The 18,898-nt window shown below is 39.7% G+C and carries 16 protein-coding genes and 2 pseudogenes; 5 read left to right on the top strand and 13 right to left on the bottom strand.

What is annotated here, in order from left to right:
- Positions 1 to 31: 31 nt before the first annotated feature.
- Positions 32 to 487, bottom strand: coding sequence for a thioesterase family protein (locus P20652_RS04725; protein ID WP_193371789.1), 456 nt, complete (start codon positions 485 to 487; stop codon positions 32 to 34).
- Positions 488 to 619: 132 nt separating this feature from the next.
- Here P20652_RS04725 and recQ point away from each other — a divergent pair, with 132 nt between their 5' ends.
- The 4 genes from recQ (at position 620) to P20652_RS04745 (ending at position 5,258) form a co-directional block, all read left to right on the top strand.
- Positions 620 to 2,443 carry a DNA helicase RecQ gene (gene recQ / locus P20652_RS04730; protein WP_008170852.1) on the top strand — a complete coding sequence of 608 codons (1,824 nt, stop codon included), beginning with the start codon at positions 620 to 622 and terminating at the stop codon, positions 2,441 to 2,443.
- A 7-nt stretch (positions 2,444 to 2,450) separates the two neighbouring features.
- Positions 2,451 to 2,735 carry a DUF3630 family protein gene (locus P20652_RS04735; RefSeq protein ID WP_008170850.1) on the top strand — a complete coding sequence of 95 codons (285 nt, stop codon included), beginning with the start codon at positions 2,451 to 2,453 and terminating at the stop codon, positions 2,733 to 2,735.
- A 171-nt stretch (positions 2,736 to 2,906) separates the two neighbouring features.
- Positions 2,907 to 4,616: a ShlB/FhaC/HecB family hemolysin secretion/activation protein gene (locus P20652_RS04740; protein WP_008170848.1), complete on the top strand. Its 1,710-nt coding sequence runs from the start codon at positions 2,907 to 2,909 to the stop codon at positions 4,614 to 4,616.
- A 69-nt stretch (positions 4,617 to 4,685) separates the two neighbouring features.
- Positions 4,686 to 5,258, top strand: a complete 573-nt coding sequence (locus P20652_RS04745) for a mechanosensitive ion channel domain-containing protein (RefSeq protein ID WP_008170846.1) — start codon at positions 4,686 to 4,688, stop codon at positions 5,256 to 5,258.
- A gap of 104 nt (positions 5,259 to 5,362) precedes the next feature.
- Here the strand turns inward: P20652_RS04745 and P20652_RS04750 are convergent, their stop codons facing one another.
- From P20652_RS04750 to P20652_RS18710, 3 genes and pseudogenes are all read right to left on the bottom strand, one after another.
- The gene (locus P20652_RS04750; RefSeq protein WP_008170844.1) at positions 5,363 to 6,421 is read right to left on the bottom strand and encodes a succinylglutamate desuccinylase/aspartoacylase family protein; all 1,059 of its coding nucleotides are present in this window, start codon (positions 6,419 to 6,421) and stop codon (positions 5,363 to 5,365) included.
- Entirely contained in the window at positions 6,408 to 7,313 is a 906-nt protein-coding gene (gene rimK / locus P20652_RS04755) for a 30S ribosomal protein S6--L-glutamate ligase (protein WP_007376499.1), read from the bottom strand. The genes P20652_RS04750 and rimK overlap by 14 nt, the downstream gene beginning before the upstream one ends.
- Positions 7,314 to 7,315: 2 nt before the next feature.
- Positions 7,316 to 7,748: pseudogene (locus P20652_RS18710) on the bottom strand (ATP-dependent zinc protease).
- Between the two features lie 285 nt (positions 7,749 to 8,033).
- Between P20652_RS18710 and P20652_RS04760 the strand changes: the two are divergent.
- Complete coding sequence (locus tag P20652_RS04760; protein WP_008170838.1) at positions 8,034 to 9,005, top strand: zinc transporter ZntB; 972 nt, start codon at positions 8,034 to 8,036, stop codon at positions 9,003 to 9,005.
- A gap of 721 nt (positions 9,006 to 9,726) precedes the next feature.
- Here P20652_RS04760 and rraB read toward each other — a convergent pair.
- From rraB to P20652_RS18705, 9 genes and pseudogenes are all read right to left on the bottom strand, one after another.
- Positions 9,727 to 10,062 carry a ribonuclease E inhibitor RraB gene (gene rraB, locus P20652_RS04765; protein ID WP_008170836.1) on the bottom strand — a complete coding sequence of 112 codons (336 nt, stop codon included), beginning with the start codon at positions 10,060 to 10,062 and terminating at the stop codon, positions 9,727 to 9,729.
- Complete coding sequence (locus P20652_RS04770; protein WP_008170835.1) at positions 10,062 to 10,775, bottom strand: 1-acylglycerol-3-phosphate O-acyltransferase; 714 nt, start codon at positions 10,773 to 10,775, stop codon at positions 10,062 to 10,064. Before P20652_RS04770 ends, rraB begins: the two co-directional genes overlap by 1 nt.
- A 162-nt stretch (positions 10,776 to 10,937) precedes the next feature.
- A complete protein-coding gene (gene parC / locus P20652_RS04775) occupies positions 10,938 to 13,232 on the bottom strand; it encodes a DNA topoisomerase IV subunit A (protein ID WP_008170833.1) in 2,295 nt (764 codons plus the stop codon).
- A 10-nt stretch (positions 13,233 to 13,242) separates the two neighbouring features.
- On the bottom strand, positions 13,243 to 14,337 hold the full coding sequence (locus P20652_RS04780; RefSeq protein ID WP_008170831.1) for a sorbosone dehydrogenase family protein: 1,095 nt from the start codon (positions 14,335 to 14,337) through the stop codon (positions 13,243 to 13,245).
- 29 nt (positions 14,338 to 14,366) lie between these two features.
- Entirely contained in the window at positions 14,367 to 16,256 is a 1,890-nt protein-coding gene (gene parE, locus P20652_RS04785) for a DNA topoisomerase IV subunit B (RefSeq protein WP_008170829.1), read from the bottom strand.
- Between the two features lie 108 nt (positions 16,257 to 16,364).
- Positions 16,365 to 16,925, bottom strand: coding sequence for a YqiA/YcfP family alpha/beta fold hydrolase (locus P20652_RS04790; RefSeq protein WP_008170827.1), 561 nt, complete (start codon positions 16,923 to 16,925; stop codon positions 16,365 to 16,367).
- Positions 16,910 to 17,695: a metallophosphoesterase gene (locus P20652_RS04795; RefSeq protein WP_008170825.1), complete on the bottom strand. Its 786-nt coding sequence runs from the start codon at positions 17,693 to 17,695 to the stop codon at positions 16,910 to 16,912. The genes P20652_RS04790 and P20652_RS04795 overlap by 16 nt, the downstream gene beginning before the upstream one ends.
- The gene (locus P20652_RS04800; protein ID WP_008170822.1) at positions 17,682 to 18,140 is read right to left on the bottom strand and encodes a DUF1249 domain-containing protein; all 459 of its coding nucleotides are present in this window, start codon (positions 18,138 to 18,140) and stop codon (positions 17,682 to 17,684) included. Before P20652_RS04800 ends, P20652_RS04795 begins: the two co-directional genes overlap by 14 nt.
- A 26-nt stretch (positions 18,141 to 18,166) precedes the next feature.
- A pseudogene (locus P20652_RS18705) lies at positions 18,167 to 18,789 on the bottom strand (NUDIX domain-containing protein).
- Between the last annotated feature and the right edge of the window lie 109 nt (positions 18,790 to 18,898).

Here is an 18,898-nt window from a genome sequence, read left to right as displayed (position 1 = left end):
AAAGGTCGATAGTTTACTTCTCATAGGGGTTTTATCCAACTAAATACGTACCTGTACCAAAAGCAATTTGAACCGACTGTTCATTATGTAATTCCATTCGACATACACATACTTTATTACCTGAACGAATAAGTGTGGCACTGGCTGTAAAACTCTTCCCTTTGCCTGGGCGTAAATAATCGGTACGCAAGTCTATTGTCCCAAGCGTTGCTAATCTGTTTTTTACACTCACCATATCTAAATCTATCAATTTATCTATAACACTTGCAGCAGCGAGCATACCGCCTACATTATCAAGTACGGCTGAAATAACACCACCGTGTAGTATTTTTTGCACAGGATTGCCAATTAAAATATCCTGCCACGGAAACGTAATTTTTGCCTGCTCAGGGCTAAGCGACTCGACTGATATTTTTAAAAACTGATTAAACGGCATACCATTTACAAACATCGCACCAACCTGTTCAATTAACATTTCTTTATTCATTATTATTCTCTATGTTTACGTTAGCGATACGAGTAGAACATACCTAATGTAAAACTACGAGACTCCACTTAAATAATTTATCAAGTAACTCAGCTAAAGACATCTTGCTAAAAAACCACTAAAATACCGCCAATGAATACACTAACACCACCACCTAGTACGCTTGTGCGTAAACCTGAAACTGTCCTCAAACAAGTGTTTGGCTACAGTGAATTTCGCGACGGTCAAAAAACAGTTATTGATGCTGCCATAAATGGGCAAGACTCACTTGTATTACTGCCTACCGGCGGCGGAAAATCGGTTTGCTATCAAATACCGGCTTTAGTGCTCGAAGGCGTCACTATTGTTATATCTCCGCTTATATCGCTCATGCAAGATCAGGTAACGCAACTGCAGGCTCTCGGGGTAAAAGCCGCTTATGTTAATAACAGCTTAGCCCGAGAAGAACAGCAATTGGTGTATCAACAGCTTCATCAGGGGCAAATTAAGCTTTTATATGTGGCACCTGAAAAAGTATTACAACGCGAATTTTTAGAGCGTTTATCGCATTTAAATGTAAGTTTATTTGCCATTGACGAGGCGCACTGTGTGTCGCATTGGGGCCATGACTTTAGACCTCACTACTTTCGCTTAAACGAATTAAAGCAACGTTTTGCACATGTCCCAATGATGGCATTAACCGCCACCGCCGATAAAGCCACACGGTTTGATATAGTTGAGCAATTAAAACTACAACAGCCTTATATTCATACTGGCAGCTTTGATCGCCCTAATATTCGCTACACCATAGAAGAAAAATTTAAACCTATGGTGCAATTGCTTCGCTACCTAAAGGAGCAAAAAAGCCAAAGCGGTATTATTTATTGCACCAGCCGTAAACGCGTAGACGATATAGCTGAAAAAATAGCAGATGCAGGACTTAATGCTGCAGCCTATCATGCAGGTATGAGTAACGAGCAACGACAATTTGTACAAACCGGGTTTGCCCGTGACGATATACAAATAGTGGTCGCAACCGTTGCTTTTGGTATGGGCATAAACAAGCCTAATGTGCGTTTTGTACTGCATTATGATATTCCAAAAAGTATAGAGTCGTACTATCAAGAAACAGGTCGAGCTGGGCGAGATGGACTTGCCGCAGAAGCTATAATGTATTTTGATCCAGCTGATATTGGTCGCGTAAGGCGCTTTTTTGAAGACATAGACGACGAACAACGCCGCCGCGTAGAAGAACAACGTTTTAACGCGATGGCAAGCTTTGCAGAAGCGCAAACATGTCGTCGTCAAATATTACTTAACTACTTTAGTGAATATCAACGCGAACCTTGTGGCAACTGCGATATTTGCTTAAATCCGCCAAAAAGCTTTGATGGTACCTTAGTCGCCCAGCAAGCACTTTCGTGTGTATACAGAGCGGGACAACGTTTTGGACTTGGTTATATTGTTGAATTACTGCGCGGTGCAAACACGAGCCGCATCCGCGATAATAATCATCATGAGTTAAGTACCTACGGCATAGGTAAAGATAAAAGCAGTGAATTTTGGCTCAGTATTTTACGTCAACTTATTCATCAAGGCTTACTTAGCCAAGATATAACACAAGGTGCGTCACTTAGATTAACAGAAGCCGCGCGTGTAATTTTAAAAGGTGAATACGCACTGCAATTAGCCGAGCCACGCCTGCAAGCCAAACACGTTTATCAAGATAAGTTAGCGCAATTTAATTACGACAAAAAACTCTTTGCTCGCCTGCGCGCACTTCGAAAAGAACTTGCTGATGCCGACGATGTGCCACCTTATGTAGTATTTAATGATAAAACGTTAGCCGAAATGGCGCAGCTTATGCCAACAAACGACAGTGAATTTTTAAAAGTGTCGGGTGTAGGTTTTACTAAGTTAAATAAGTACGGCGGCGCATTTTTAACGGCAATTCGACACTACTTAACCACACAATAAGAATTTTATGACCCAAATAGAATATGATCATGCTCATAAATATATTTTAATTAATCCCACCGAGCCACCACACGATGAAGACTTTGAGTTGTGGAGTACGTTATTTTTACACTCGGATGATATAACTATCAGCGATTACGCTGCTGGTGCCGATCGCCACCAAGTTCGTTTTACCTATAATCATCAAACCTTTAATTTAAACTATGAGCATTACAGCCAAAGCATCTGGATTAATGCCGAAGGGCTTGAAGCTGAGCACTTACTCGCCGCTTTAGCATTTTATTTAAGCTAGCTTTTAATACCCCGCGCACAGGCGGTTCTAAACCAGGTTGGTTATTAACAAAAGTGAATATGAGTAACAATTAATTAATTTCAAAATCCATACCTTTTACTTACATTATAATAACAATGATGTAAGCTGATATTACGGTAGTCATTTGCTACGTAGCAGTAAAGAGGTTTAATGGTGAACAAGAAGTGGATAGCACAATGTTGTATTAGCTTAACGGTTTTAAGCTTTTATGTGCCTAATGCATTCGCACAACAATCGTCAATGAAAACTGATAACTGCCTTGTAGAACAGACAGATTTAAACACAGATAAAAACTTACGCCGAGAAGTTCAAGACAAAACAACCCTCACGCACAGTAATAGTAACGCTAAAATAGCCTCAATAAAACTCAAGCAACTTAATGTATTTAATACTGAGCTTGAAGAGGAAAATAATGCCTTATTCCGATTTGCTAACCGCGCTCATATTCAAACAGAGCCCGATGTTATTAATAACCTTTTATTATTCTCCCCTGGTGACAAGTACGATGCTAAAAAGCTCGCTGAATCTGAGCGCCTACTTCGTAAAGAAAGCTACTTATATGATGCACAAATTAGTGCTACCGAAAACTGCGACGGCAATGTTAATGTAGAAGTGGTTACCCGTGATTTATGGACACTTTTACCTGAAGTGAACTTTAGTCGTAGCGGCGGAGAAAATAAATCGAGTATAGGTTTTAGAGAATCAAACCTACTTGGGTGGGGTAAGCGCCTTTCTTTTTCGCGCACGACTGACAGCGATCGTAGCGGTTACTTATTTGTTTACGACGATCCTAATATTTTATCTACTCGCTACCGCGGCCGTTTAGAGTACGCTGATAACAGCGATGGCAAACGCCATTTGCTTGAGCTAACCTATCCATTTTATGCGATAGACACCCCTTTTAGTTACGGTATTTTAAGCTATTCTGAGCAGCGCGAAGAGTCACTATATAAACGCGGCGAAGAGTTTAGCGAATTTGATCAAACTACCGATTTAAACCGTGCATTTATAGGACATTCTAAAGCGCTTAATAATAATTGGACCCAGCGCTTAACCTTAGGTTATACCGACGAGCAGCATACCTTTGAGGCTATAGACACTACTTTTGCACCACTTGCCGATGACAGAAGTTTAAGCTACCCCTTTATAAGCGGCCATTGGTTTGAAGATAACTACATAAAAGTACGCAATTTTGACAGTATATCTCGCACAGAAGATTTAAATTTAGGTTGGAATATTAAAAGCTTAATTGGCTATTCAGATGAATCATTAAGTAATGATGACAGCCGCGCGGTGTATTCTTTTAACTTTAAAAAAGCCCACTTTACTAACGATAATACCTTATGGCGTTTTAGTGCTGATATTGATGGCTATTGGAATAAAGAACAGAAAAAACTCGAAAACTTTATGGCCACCAGCCAAGTTCAATATTATTTAAATACTAGTGAAGACCAATCTTGGTATTTTAAAGCCCGCGTGCAATACGCCAAAAACCTGACTGCTGATCAACAGCTTACTTTAGGCGGTGAAACAGGCCTGCGTGGTTACCCTATGGATTATCAACATGGCGACCGCAGCTTTTTAGTTAATCTAGAAAAGCGTTATTACTGGGAATACGATTTACTTCAGCTATTTAAAGTAGGTGGCGCAGCTTTTGTAGATGTAGGCAGAGCATGGTTTAACAATAAAAATAATGGCGAAAACGCACATGTCTTAAAAAATATAGGCGTGGGTCTTCGTTTGGCACCAAGTCGTGCAAATTCAGGAACCATGATCCACATTGATATTGCCGCCCCAGTTGATAGCTACGATGACGTAGACTCAGTACAGTGGCTCGTGAGCGTTAAAAACACTTTTTAAATAATACAAACGCGTTAAACTAATACCAATTGAATTAAATTGAATTGGTATAAAAGTTCAGGGCCTAATGTGGAAATAATAGAAGTTTTAGAATTGTTTGCATCACAATATAAGTTAATTGTAACTATAATCGCTATTTTGGTTTTCCCTCTGCTATTAAAAATAACCAAAAAATTACTCGAAAAAGCAATTAAGGGGAAAGTTGATTTACACCGAAAATACCGTGCAGAGCTCTTACTAAAAATTATACTCGCCTTTGTCGTGCTGTGTTTAGTTTTAGTATTTTGGGGTATAGAGCTGCGTGGTTTATTGGTTTTAGGATCCTCTTTATTCGCTATGTTGGGCGTGGCCCTCTTCGCTGCCTGGTCATTATTAAGTAATCTCACCGCATTTTTACTAATGTTTATTCAAAACGATTGCCGTGTTGGCAATTGGGTACGAATTATTGACGGTGCGAATCATGTTGAAGGTCGAATAGTAGAAATGGGCTTAATGAATGTAGTGCTTGAACATATAGATGGGCACCGTGTAATTTACCCTAATAATTTATTTGTGATCCGCCCTGTCATGGTTTTAAATAAAGAACCAAAGCCAACCAAAACACCCGTTATAAAGCGTATTATTGGCCCTAAAAAAACATAGTTTAAAAAGCATCGTTAATAAAGCAATATTCACAAAAAAGCCGCAGTAAGTAATTACCTACTGCGGCTTTTTAATGTTTGACTAAACAGAGTTCAGGTTGGCTATTAGTTATTTAGTTCAGCTGTTTTAAGCTCGTCATCTAAATCGTTTATTTCGTCAATAAAGTTCTCTAGTTGCTGCTCGACTAAACTATTGTCATTTGCAAAGTAAGCAAGGTGGAATACCGCATCACCTTCATTTACTAATGGCATAGTTTGCTGACCAATAACAATACCGCCTTTGGGCGCTAAAAGCTCAAGCTCTGAGTCACCTAATGGGCTACTAATATAAGCAAGTACTTGCCCTTTAGTTACATGCTCCCCTAGTGATACTTGTGCACGCACAATGCCATCAACTTCAGCGCGTATCCAACTAGTTGAACCTGCAATTATAGGATCTGGTAACTTTTTAGGACGCTTGCCACGGATCATTTTTAAATGACGCATAACATAATCAACACCCTGTACACCTGCCGCAATTGCGATTGGATCAAAACGCAGTGCTTCACCAGCTTCATAAGTTATAACCGGTATACCTAGGTTTGCAGCTTCACTTCGTAATGAGCCATTACGCAATGATGCATCTATAACTGCAGGCGTGCCGAATGCTTTAGCCATTTCAGCGGTTGCTTCATCGGCTAAGTTAGCGCGAATTTGCGGTAAGTTAGTTCGATGAATAGCGCCAGTATGTAAATCAATAATATGGGTACAATGTATTGCCACTTGATTAAAAAACATATAAGCCATACGCCCAGCAAGTGAGCCACGCTCAGAACCCGGAAAACTACGGTTCATATCACGTCTGTCTGGTAAGTAACGCGATTTATGAATAAAGCCAAACACATTCACAATAGGTACCGCTATTAGCGTGCCACGTAGTTGGCTAGGATCTATTTTAGCAAGTAACTGACGCACAACTTCTACGCCATTTAGCTCATCGCCATGAATCGCTGCACATACCATCAGCACAGGCCCTTCCATTACACCATTAACCACTTCTATAGGAATATTAAGTGGTGAGTGGGTATAAAGTTTAGCCGCTTCTAAGGCGAGTGTTTTACGCTCGCCAACGCCAATATTTTCGCCTAATAAAGTAAAAGGTCGGTTAATTTTAACCTTTGCCACGTGTTGCTGTTCCTTTACTTGAAGCATTTTTTTCGATGAAATCAATCACCATACCGGCAATGTCTTTACCTGTTGCTATTTCAATGCCCTCTAAACCTGGTGATGAGTTTACTTCCATCACTAATGGCCCACGAGATGAGCGAAGTAAATCTACACCCGCTACGTTTAAACCCATTGATTTAGCTGCTGCTACTGCTGTTTTACGCTCTTCTGGTGTTATACGAACCAATGTAGCGCTACCACCACGATGAAGGTTAGAGCGGAACTCACCTTCTTGCGCTTGGCGTTTCATTGCTGCGATTACTTTGTCGCCTAACACGAAACAACGTATATCTGCACCACCTGCTTCTTTGATGTATTCTTGAACCATAATATTAGCTTTTAAGCCCATAAATGCTTCAATAACACTTTCTGCCGCTTTACGTGTTTCAGCAAGTACAACACCAATGCCTTGTGTACCTTCCAGTAATTTAATTACTACCGGTGCGCCACCTACCATTTCTAATAGATCTTTTACATCATCTGGTTTGCTCGCAAAGCCAGTTACTGGCATACCAACGCCTTTGCGTGATAGTAACTGAAGTGAGCGTAACTTATCGCGCGAACGAGAGATAGCCACTGATTCGTTTACAGGGTATACACCCATCATTTCAAACTGACGCAATACAGAACAACCATAAAAGGTAACAGATGCACCAATACGCGGGACGATTGCATCGAATTCTTTTAAGTTTTCACCGCGATAGTGAATTTCTGGTTGCTCTGAGTTTATATTCATATAACAACGCAGTGCGTCGATTACTTTCACTTCGTGTCCACGTGCTTCTGCAGCTTCGATTAAACGGCGTGTTGAATATAATTTTTTGTTACGAGATAAAATACCGATTTTCATAGTTAAACCTTACGACCTAATAGTTGAGATAAAGCCGGGTCAACGACTATACGATTTTCCATGGCTGTACGCCCTAATAACATTCTAAACTTCATTGTTGCTCGGCTTGTTAACGTAATTTCGATAGGCCAGCTATGTTCACCTGCATGCAATGTTGTCTCTATAAAATAACGTAATTCTTTTTGCCCACTAGAGCTAGTTACATACTTCTTTTTTAACTTTTGCATTGCAAGTGACTTGCGTTTGCTCATCGTCTTGCAACGGTTGGGCTGTAAATTTAACCCATTTTTCTGAGTCAACTTCGTATTCTTCAATATTGATTGCATGAATACATGAAGTGCGGGCGCCGGTATCAATTTTAGCTTTTATTCGCTCGATGCCAAGCTCTGGTAAACTTAGCCACTCACGCCAACCAACTGTTATCTTTGCTGTCATAAATGTGCCCTTATTAAAAAAGTGACTTATACGCTACAGGTCAAAAAATACCAACGAAATAATTTTATCTAGTCGATAAGTGAATTTGATTGATCTTTTTAAGTAACCGATTGCACAATGCCTACCTTACTGCTGAGTAAAAAGCACTCTGTTCAGTACTTGCATACTACTGCATTAAACTTATTAGCAAACTTAACTTATTAAAAGTAAAGGTAAGTCTGTAAGCAACTCAGTAGATACACTATAGTTAACGGTATTAAAAATACACTATTATGAGAAATAATTATGATTAATGGTTTACTACATGCACTTGTACTTGATGAACAAGGTGGCGCTCACCCTATTGAAAGCACTAATGAGCTAAATAGCTGGCAACCAAGCCACGGAAAACTTTGGGTGCACATGGACTATAGCCAAAGTGAAGCTGTTGAATGGCTCAAGGCACAGTCTCATTTAACAGATTACGAACTAGAGTCTTTAATTGCTGATGAAACACGCCCACGTATTACAGCAACAACTAATGGGCACATGTTATTTTTACGTGGTGTAAATTTAAATCCAGCACAAAGCCCTGAAGATATGGTTTCAATTCGTTTATTTATTAGCGAAGACATTCTTATTACTACCCGCAAGCGCCGTTTATTATCGGTGCAAGATACGCTCGCCTGTTTAAATGAAAATAAAGGCCCATGCAATATTTCTGAGCTAGTATGCTCTATTACACAAAAACTAACTTCTCGCATGCAAAGCGTTATTGACTCACTAGATGAAACACTCGACGAATTTGAAGAAGAAATAGATGAGCCCAGCAAACCTTTTGATAACCAAGGCTTATCACAGTTACGCCGTCAAACAATTGCCTTAAAACGTTATTTAAAACCGCAAAAAGAAGCCCTCAGCTCAATGGTAAATAACCACTACCCTTGGCTTTTTGAAGATGATAAAGCAAAGTTAAACGAAACCACTAACTTACTTATTCGCTATCTTGAAGAGCTAGATAGCTCAATTGAGCGCGCGCAAATTATTCAGCAAACGATCACCAACCAAGTTTCTGAACAACTAAATCAGCGCATGTATGTTATGTCGGTAGTCGCAGCTTTGTTTTTACCACTAGGCTTTTTAACTGGCCTTTTAGGTGTAAACGTAGGCGGTATACCAGGTACCGAAAGTCCTTACGCATTTAGTGCATTTGTAATATTTTTAATTGTACTGACTGGTGGTATTGGTGTGTATTTTAAAAATAAACATTGGCTGTAGTTTTATAAATATTAAAAAGACCATCGAACTTTAAACTGAGTGGTCTTTTAACTAATTAGTTAGTTTTGCGCGTGGAACTAACATCAGTCATTGTTATTTTAAGCTTTGTAATACCTAAATATTTAAAGCACTTTTGAATAAATCTGAGTTTACTGACTACCCACACTCATCGAACATATGTGGGTCTTGCGATTATAGGTCATTAGTAAAAAGCCATCAAAACGAATATCGCTTGAGCTGATATTATACTTAGCAAAGACCTACAATGAACTAGTATGAACTTGAATAAAGTTTTAAATATTTTGCCCACAAAAAAACATAAAATTTCTCGCTTTTAAATACCCGTTGAGATCATTAATCCCAATTTTTCTCTTACCAAGTAGGCACTCAATGTGTATTGCGTTCACCAACCACAACTTGATAAACACGCCCTTAACTGCCTTAAATTTTTAATGATTTAAAAACTTTGTGAGCACTAACTGAAATAACGGTGAGCTCTGTTTCATCCCAGCGGCCCCAACCATCTTCAAATCAGCGTTGTTGATCGTTGCCGATTGTCCAAAAATCACTCTAGCGGAGCATCGCATTGCCGCAAGCATAAATAGAGATTTTGGTTAATATTATCTGGCAGATTCAACTTTGAGGTGAATATTTTATTTTAAAGATATTAAAAAAGACGAGCACTTTGCAATGATCGCCTTTCTTTATAACAGTCAGCTAATTACTCTTGAAAGTAAGTACCCCAACCGTCGTACTCAACTTCGCACTCAACAGCAAGCGCTGCTAGCTTATCAACGTCTTCCATAATGACGTCAACGTCGAGCTCAGCTTCAACTACAATGTCAAAGCTCCAAATTTTATTACCGTCTTCAAGCTCAAGCTCTGCCGGCTCTTCAACATCGTAACCCAATTTAAAAGCAGCCAATGCAGCTTGCTCTAATTTAGGAAAGTCTTCACACACAAAGTGATGCTCTACTTCATAAAGTATTTCAGGGTCTGACCCATCTTCAAGTAGTGAACTTACGATGTCTTCACTTATTTCACGCCAGTTTTCCATTATTTTTCTCTCACTTGAGCATCTAATTCAGTTATTTTAGCAGCCATAATGCTATGCACGCTTTTAGCATGCTCACGCGCGCTAATTTCTTTATCAAGCGTTATAGGCGCTAACATTTCGATGTAAATTGTACCATTATCCCAACGATTTAGCTTAATGGTTTTATGTGTTGTATTCATACATACCGGAATTATGGGTACATCTGCGCTCATTGCGGTGTGAAATGCACCGGTTTTGAATGGTAGCAACCCTCTTCCGTAGCTTCGTGTACCTTCTGGAAACATCCATACAGATAAGCCATTATTTTTAATTTTTTCGGCGGATTTTGAAATAGTTCCCGCTGCTTTGGAGCGATTCGATCTGTCTATTAATATATTACCCGATAACCAATAAAGCTGACCAAAGAATGGGATCCACTTTAAACTCTTTTTACCCAAACTTACGCAGTTTTTTGGCACCATCGCTGGCACTGTAAATAAGTCGTAGCTATTTTGATGATTCGCAACATAAACTGCAGGGCCTGTATCAACTGCATCTTTATGACGTGTTAAAACTAATTTAACGCCAATCATTTTAGCCATTGAGCCAAACCAGCCCGCTATAATATGTACATTATTAGGATGAAATGGTCTTACAATCGAAAGTAATAAACCAAAAATACAACTGAACAATATAAACAGCAGCATAATAAAAACGCGAATAACAGCTAGCAAATGGGCTTCTCCAAAGATCAATTATGATTATTATAGCGTTATTTTGTGACACAGACGAGTCAATAGCGCACAAGTGTACGCTGAAATATGCAAGCTCTTTATTTTAAAACAAAAACGGCCTGCAAATGCAGACCGTTTTTATTTATACAAAAAAGTAATTGGCTACTCTTCGCTAATAACGTCTATTGGTTCATCATCTTGAGGCGTTAGATCAACAACGGCTTCGTCAACACGCTGTAAGCCGCGCGGTAGTTTATTACCCCTACGCCCTCGCTCACCATGATAATGCTCTAAATCACTTGGTTTAAGTGTTAGTTTACGCTTACCAGCATGAAGCGTAACACTGCTTCCTAGTGGCACAACAGCAAGCACTTTTACAAACTCTTCACGGGCTTGTACTTTAGCACCCGGTATAGAAATGATTTTATTACCTTTACCCTTACCTAATTTTGGTAAGTCTCGCAGCGGGAATAAAAGCATTCGACCTTCGTTAGAAATAGCCATACAGTAATCGCTAGCAACATCGTTCACTCTAATAGGAGAAAGTAATATTCCACCTTTAGGAACGCTTACCAGCGCTTTACCATTTTTATTTTTACTCACTAAGTCTTTAAAGTCAGTAATAAAGCCGTAACCTGCATCTGACGCCATAAGCAATACTTGCTCGTCTTCACTCATTACCACGTGCTCAAAATTAGCGCCTGGTGTTAAGTTAAAACGACCTGTCATTGGTTCACCTTGACTACGCGCCGAAGGTAGACTGTGCGCATCGGTTGCAAACGCCCGCCCTGCTGAATCTAGAAATACCGCAGGTTGATTACTTTTACCACGAGCCGAGGCTCTAAAGCCGTCACCTGAGCGGTAATTTAAGCCTTGAACATCTAAGTCATGACCTTTACCAACACGAGCCCAGCCTTTGTCTGATAGCACAACAGTAACTGACTCTGATGGAATTAAATCTTTTTCGTTAAGTGCTTTCGCTTCAGAGCGCTCAATCACTGGCGAGCGACGATCGTCACCGTACATTTCAGCGGCTTCTTGAATTTCTTTTTTAAGCAATGTCGACATACGACGTTCTGAGCCCAAAATTTGCGCTAATTTATCACGCTCTTTGGCTAGTTCGTCTTGCTCACCACGAATTTTAAACTCTTCAAGCTTTGCTAAATGACGAAGTTTTAATTCTAAAATTGCTTCTGCTTGCGTATCAGTTAAATCAAAGCGCTCCATTAATACAGGCTTTGGTTTATCTTCGCTGCGGATGATTTCAATCACTTCATCAATATTTAAAAAGGCGGCTAGTAAACCTTCTAAAATATGCAAACGCGCTAATACTTTATCTAAACGATACTGCAAACGACGACGCACCGTTTCGCGTCTAAATGTTAGCCACTCACTTAAAATACAGCGTAAGTCTTTAACTTGCGGGCGACCATCTAGCCCTAGCATGTTTAAATTTACACGGTAGTTTTTTTCTAAATCGGTGGTTGCAAATAAGTGCGCCATTAATGGCTCAGCTTTAATGCGGTTTGAGCGCGGGATAATTACAATGCGTGTTGGATTTTCGTGATCTGACTCGTCACGTAAATCGGCAATCATTGGTAATTTTTTAGCGTTCATTTGCGCTGCAATTTGCTCAAGTACTTTACCACCAGAACATTGATGCGGCAGTGCTGTAATAACAATATCGCCATGCTCTTCGGTGTAAACCGCACGCATTTTAATAGACCCACGACCGGTTTTATATATTTTATGAATATCGGCTTTTGGGGTAATTATTTCAGCGTCGGTTGGGTAATCTGGTGCATGTACAAGCTCAAGTAATTCTTCAAGTTCTGTTTTTGGTTTATCAAGTAATAAACAACATGCACTAGCCACTTCACGTACGTTATGTGGCGGTATATCGGTTGCCATACCTACGGCAATACCGGTTATACCGTTAAGTAAAATATGCGGTAAACGAGAAGGCAGTACAACAGGTTCGTCCATTGTGCCGTCAAAGTTGGGTGTCCAATCTACAGTGCCTTGACCAAGCTCTTTTAATAATACTTCTGAAAACTTAGATAAACGCGCCTCGGTATAACGCATCGCTGCAAACGATTTAGGGTCATCTGCCGCGCCCCAGTTTCCTTGTCCATCTACCAAAGGGTAGCGGTAAGAAAACGGCTGCGCCATTAATACCATGGCTTCGTAACATGCGCTGTCGCCGTGTGGATGGTACTTACCGAGTACGTCACCCACTGTACGGGCTGATTTTTTGTACTTGGCATTAGCCGACAAACCCAGTTCGCTCATCGCATAAATAATACGACGTTGTACTGGCTTTAGGCCGTCACCTACATGCGGTAGGGCACGATCCATGATCACGTACATAGAATAATTTAAATAGGCGTCTTCGGTAAAACGCCCCATTGTTTGTTGCTCAATTCCTTGCATTAGCAAGGTATCTGTATCACTCATTAAAGCTTACCTAGTTTTTCTTATAGCTTACACGGTAGATTACATTGGCGTAATCATCGCTTACTAACAGACTGCCGTCACCTAATTCTGCAAATGCAACAGGGCGTCCAAATGTTGTTTCGTCTTTCATAAAGCCAGTAATAAATGGCGTATATTTAGTTACGCGACCTACTTCAATTGTTGCCAGCCCTACTTTATAACCTGACTTTTTAGAACGGTTCCATGAGCCATGTTCAGCAACAAATAATTGTTGCTTATAGCTTGCTGGAAATTGCTTACCGTTATAAAAATGAATACCTAATGGCGCTACATGCGCAGCAAGTGCAAGAGCTGGCGACGTGTAATCGGCAATATTTTTACCTTCACCAAACTCAGGGTCAATAATCGCACCGGCATGAACATACGGAAAACCAAAGTGCTCACCTTCTTGCGTTATACGGTTTAACTCATCTGGTGGAATATCATCGCCCATCATGTCGCGACCGTTGTCACTAAACCATAAAGCTTGAGTAGCCGGATGAAAATCAAAACCCACTGTGTTTCTAACGCCCTTGGCTATTGTTTTTATTTGTTTTGTTTCTACATTAAGCGCAAAAATACGACCAAAACGTTCATCTTCAGCACAAATATTACACGGTACACCCACCGGAATGATTAGCTCGCCCGTTGGTGCAAAACGTAAAAATTTCCAACCATGATGACGCTCGCTCGGCAATGCGTCATAAACCACATCAAATTTTGGATCTTTTAATTGGGTATCAATATTTTTAAAGCGAATAATACGATGTACTTCGCCTACATATAAATCGCCATCTTTAATTGCTATGCCAGAGGGCATATTTAGGCCTTTAGCTACAACAATTTTTTTATCTGCTACGCCATCGCTATTATGATCAATAAGCGCATATACGTTACCCGCTTTACGAGAGCCAACATACACAATACCTTTTTTTGAAACGGCTATTTGGCGTGCATTTTCTACATCATTTGCAAATAAGCTTATTTCAAACCCTGGTGCTACTGTGAGCTTATCGAGTATATTTTTCGCCATAACAGGAGCGGTAGTCAGCCCAAGTAACAGCAAACATCCTAGTAGTTTTTTCATTCGCCTCTCCTAGTGTTAAGCACAGGTAATTAAACGAGTGCCTTATTACCATGATCTTCTAACCATTGACGACGATCAGGCGATCGTTTTTTAGCAAGTAGCATATCCATCATCTCCATGGTTTCTACTTCTTCATCAAGCGTAAGCTGCACTAAACGTCGTGTATTTGGATCCATCGTGGTTTCACGCAGTTGTAATGGGTTCATTTCACCCAGACCTTTGAACCGTTGTACGTTTACTTTCCCGCGTTTTTTCTCGGCTTCTATGCGCGCCAAAATAGCGGTTTTTTCTTGTTCATCAAGTGCGTAATAAACTTCTTTACCAATGTCTATTCTAAATAATGGCGGCATTGCTACATACACATGCCCTGTTTTTACTAACTCCGGAAAATGGCGAACAAACAGTGCACACAAAAGTGTTGCAATGTGTAGTCCATCCGAGTCAGCATCGGCCAATATACAAATTTTATTGTAGCGTAGTCCTGACATGTCGGTTGATTCTGGATCAATACCCAGTGCCACTGAAATATCATGTACTTCTTGCGATGCTAGTATTTGCCCCGATTCAACTTCCCAGGTATTTAAAATTTTACCACGTAGCGGCATAATTGCCTGAAATTCACGGTCTCGTGCTTGTTTAGCAGAGCCACCAGCAGAATCACCTTCCACTAAAAACAATTCGGTACGGTCGTTATCAGCAGCGCTACAATCGGTAAGTTTACCCGGTAAAGCGGGACCAGCAGTAACACGTTTACGCACTACTTTTTTAGCTGCACGCAAGCGTGTTTGCGCATTTGAAATACATAACTCAGCTAATAATTCTGCGGTATCTGTATGTTCATTTAACCATAAACTAAACGAGTCTTTTACAACCCCCGATACAAACGCAGCACATGAGCGTGATGATAGTTTTTCTTTTGTTTGACCGGCAAATTGAGGGTCTTGCATTTTAACCGACAACACGTAACTACAACGATCCCAAATGTCATCAGGAGTTAATTTCACACCACGAGGGAGTAAGTTTCTAAACTCACAAAACTCTCGCATTGCTTCAAGCAAACCTTGGCGTAAACCATTTACATGTGTACCACCTTGCGCGGTAGGAATAAGGTTTACGTAGCTTTCAGCTATTGATTCACCACCTTCTGGCAGCCATACAACAGCCCAGTCAGCACCTTCAATTGAACTTTTAAATTCGCCAACAAACGGGTCTTGCGGTAATGTTTCAAAACCTTTAATTGCTTCAACTAAATAATCTTTTAAGCCAGTTTCGTAAAACCATTCTTGGGTTTCTTTTGTTTGCTTATTAATAAACTTAATTCGCAGTCCTGGACACAAAACCGCTTTGGCTTTTAATAAATGATTAAGCTTGGTAATTGAGTAGTTTGGTGAATCAAAATAGCTAACATCAGCCCAAAAACGAACCGTAGTGCCGGTGTTACGCTTACCGACTGTACCAATTACATTTAAGTCTTCTACTTTATCGCCGCTTTCAAATGCCATTCTGTATTGTTGAGCGTCACGTCTTACTGTTACTTCTACACGTGTAGATAACGCATTTACTACCGAAATACCTACACCGTGTAAACCACCCGAAAATTGGTAGTTTTTATTAGAAAACTTACCACCTGCGTGTAATTTAGTGAAGATTAGTTCTACCCCTGGGATACCTTCCTCAGGATGAATATCAATAGGCATACCACGTCCGTCATCACTTACTTCAAGCGAGTTATCTTCGTGGAGTATTACGTCGATACGAGTAGCATGACCGGCCATAGCTTCATCGACACTGTTATCGATAACCTCTTGACCTAAATGATTGGGACGTGTTGTATCGGTGTACATCCCTGGGCGTCGTTTTACCGGATCTAGTCCATTAAGTACTTCAATGGCTTCGGCGTTATAATTTTGATCACTCATAGTTTTTGTCTTTATATCCGCTAAGGCTCTAATTCGTTTTACTAGTTTTATTGTTATATGCGCTAAAGCGTTAATATAGTAACTAACCTCAGTTCAGCCTAACTAGTTTTACGTGATTTTAAGAAAATCTACAATACTTGCAAAGGTGCGTTCAAATTCAACGTAGCTATGATCGCCACCAAACTCTATCAATTGCTTGCATTGCGAATAATAGTTTACTGCGTGTTGAAAATTCAACACTTCATCGCCTGTTTGCTGTAATAAGTACAGTAACTCAGGGGATGCTAATTTATCTACAGCGAGCAATTTAAGTGCCTCAATATGGCTGTTATTTAAATCGTAATGATAATCTTGATACGGATTATAATTAGGTCCAATTAACGACTGTAATAAATTATAGGGTGCGACCGCGGGATTAATAACCACTGCAGGAATTTGATAACGCTGCGATAAATACGTGGCAAAAAAACCACCTAACGAGCTGCCTAATAAAACGGTATTTGGCGTTAGTAATTGCTCAAGCTCAATGATAGCTTGTAGGGGCTCGTGGTTTAAGTTCGGTACACAATAATCAACGTCATAGTTTGCCATAAGCTCACCAAAGCGCACAGCTTTATATGATTTTTGTGAACTATTAAAGCCATGAATATAAATTACGCGCTTAGCCATACCACTTCCGTTTTTACTTCTAGTTTATCTTTTTTACTCTTTATATTTAGCATTCTATAAGCTGGCCCCGTATTTTTTTGCTCCCACTCTGGAGTATATTTTACAAACTGTATTGAGCTCGCTGGGGTTGCATATATGGGCAGCCCTCTAAAATATTGTTCGTAATCATTGTGTACATGGCCATGAAAAAGCGCAGATACATGATTACTATTAACTAAAATATTTAAAAGCTGTGGGCCATTTTCTAATAGATGCTTATCAAGGTAGCCGTTTATTGGCAGCGGATTATGGTGACAAAATATAACTTTACTACTATTCGAATTGATTAAAGCGTCTGTTATTTCGTCTAAATGCGCGCCAGTAACCCATCCTGCAGGTGTAGGACCTTTAGAGTTAATCAGAAGTAGCTCAATACCATTGGCAATAATATGTTTAGCCGAATTTATTTGCCCACCACTTATGCGATTAAGCATTGCTAACTCATCATGGTTACCTGGTACCCAAAATACAGGGCAAATGATGTCACTGGCATTTATAAGTTCACTAAATAATAAGTACGATTCGAAACTATGGTCTTGTGTTAAATCACCACCAAAAATTACGCAATCTATTGACTGCTCAGCGATGTGTGCCAAAGCTTGTTCAAAATGAGCTGCAGTATTTACATTAAAATATTCACCATTTTTATCTGCAAATAAATGGCTGTCGGTAATATGTGCAATGCACAAAGATGATTTATCAAATGTATACGTATCATCAAACCAAACCATTATTTACATCCCAGTTTAATGTAGCTTGTCCGTGCTCTACACAGGCCACTAACCAGTCGTATAAAAACGCATTAAGTTGATACTTTTCATCTTTTTGATGCATTTTAGGGTTGGGGTATCCGTACGATGGTTTTATGCGCTGATGGTAATCGTGATGAATAATTTCAGCTACTTTCGCATCGTGATACAAGCGTACCGTTAAATACAGCGGCGTGATCCCTTTAACCATTCCTGTTAGCTGCCTAATTGAAATATCCATAGTATATTTTGCGCTACCATCAATTTTTGTAGCAAACTCACTGTTGCCAAGTTTAACTTCACGAATGCTTCCTACGTCACGCTCGCTCGGTAACAACTTTAATAGTCGCACATAGTTATGCTCACAAAGTGTTAAATACTTTGGGAGGCTTTGAATATATCGCTTTGTTGCTAATTGTGCTGTCAAAGTACCACCATAATATTAGTAAGAGTTTATGCCCATTTGCTTGCCATTTTTTCGCGATTAAGCGCAAGCCACTGCATACAAATAACCGTTGCCGCATTATCTATTTCACCATTATTGAGACGCACTAGCGCATCATCAACTGATAGAATATGAGTTTTTATATCCTCGCCTTCAGTTTCAAGACCATATACACCTGATTTTACTTGGCTTAAATCTGCACGCGCTAAATATAAATATAAGCGCTCAGTTGTACCACCTGGGCTTGATAGATATGAAAGCATAAATTCAAGCTCGGTTAATTCAAGCCCGGCTTCTTCGTACGCTTCTTTTTTAACAACTGATTCGTAATCAATACTGCCGTCGGTCATTCCGGCTATACATTCTAGCAGCCACGGCGAATGTTTGCTTTTAATGGCACCTATACGTATTTGCTCAATTAAAAGAACAGTATCTGATATTGGGTCGTAAGGAAGAACAGCAATTGCATCACCGCGTTCTAATATTTCACGGCTAATTATTTTAGACTTCCCACCCGCAAAAAGAGCATGTTCAAACTGGTATAAATCAACCTGAAAAAACCTTTATAAAGGTTTTTACTTGGCTTTAAATTCACATCTTCATGTGTAAATTGAACGAGCTTTTGTATCAACCACGTACTTATCCTCTACTTATTTTAAGCTATTAAATGCGTTAATATATTCTGTTACACTTGAACATACTGTTTTACTAATTATTTTTTTGTTATGGAGTAAAACAGG

Origin of the sequence: Pseudoalteromonas sp. BSi20652 (genome assembly GCF_000239855.1) — a bacterium.
Taxonomy (GTDB): Bacteria; Pseudomonadota; Gammaproteobacteria; order Enterobacterales; family Alteromonadaceae; genus Pseudoalteromonas.
This window is presented reverse-complemented; position numbering and strand designations above follow the sequence as displayed.

Excerpts from the sequence above, each read along its gene's own strand:
- recQ (WP_008170852.1), top strand. The coding sequence starts at position 620 with ATGAATACACTAACACCACCACCTAGTACGCTTGTGCGTAAACCTGAA.
- P20652_RS04740 (WP_008170848.1), top strand. The coding sequence starts at position 2,907 with ATGGTGAACAAGAAGTGGATAGCACAATGTTGTATTAGCTTAACGGTT.
- P20652_RS04795 (WP_008170825.1), bottom strand. The coding sequence starts at position 17,695 with ATGGTTTGGTTTGATGATACGTATACATTTGATAAATCATCTTTGTGC.
- P20652_RS04790 (WP_008170827.1), bottom strand. The coding sequence starts at position 16,925 with ATGGCTAAGCGCGTAATTTATATTCATGGCTTTAATAGTTCACAAAAA.
- parC (WP_008170833.1), bottom strand. The coding sequence starts at position 13,232 with ATGAGTGATACAGATACCTTGCTAATGCAAGGAATTGAGCAACAAACA.
- rimK (WP_007376499.1), bottom strand. The coding sequence starts at position 7,313 with ATGAAAATCGGTATTTTATCTCGTAACAAAAAATTATATTCAACACGC.
- rraB (WP_008170836.1), bottom strand. The coding sequence starts at position 10,062 with ATGGAAAACTGGCGTGAAATAAGTGAAGACATCGTAAGTTCACTACTT.
- P20652_RS04760 (WP_008170838.1), top strand. The coding sequence starts at position 8,034 with ATGATTAATGGTTTACTACATGCACTTGTACTTGATGAACAAGGTGGC.
- parE (WP_008170829.1), bottom strand. The coding sequence starts at position 16,256 with ATGAGTGATCAAAATTATAACGCCGAAGCCATTGAAGTACTTAATGGA.
- P20652_RS04725 (WP_193371789.1), bottom strand. The coding sequence starts at position 487 with ATGAATAAAGAAATGTTAATTGAACAGGTTGGTGCGATGTTTGTAAAT.
- P20652_RS04780 (WP_008170831.1), bottom strand. The coding sequence starts at position 14,337 with ATGAAAAAACTACTAGGATGTTTGCTGTTACTTGGGCTGACTACCGCT.
- P20652_RS04735 (WP_008170850.1), top strand. The coding sequence starts at position 2,451 with ATGACCCAAATAGAATATGATCATGCTCATAAATATATTTTAATTAAT.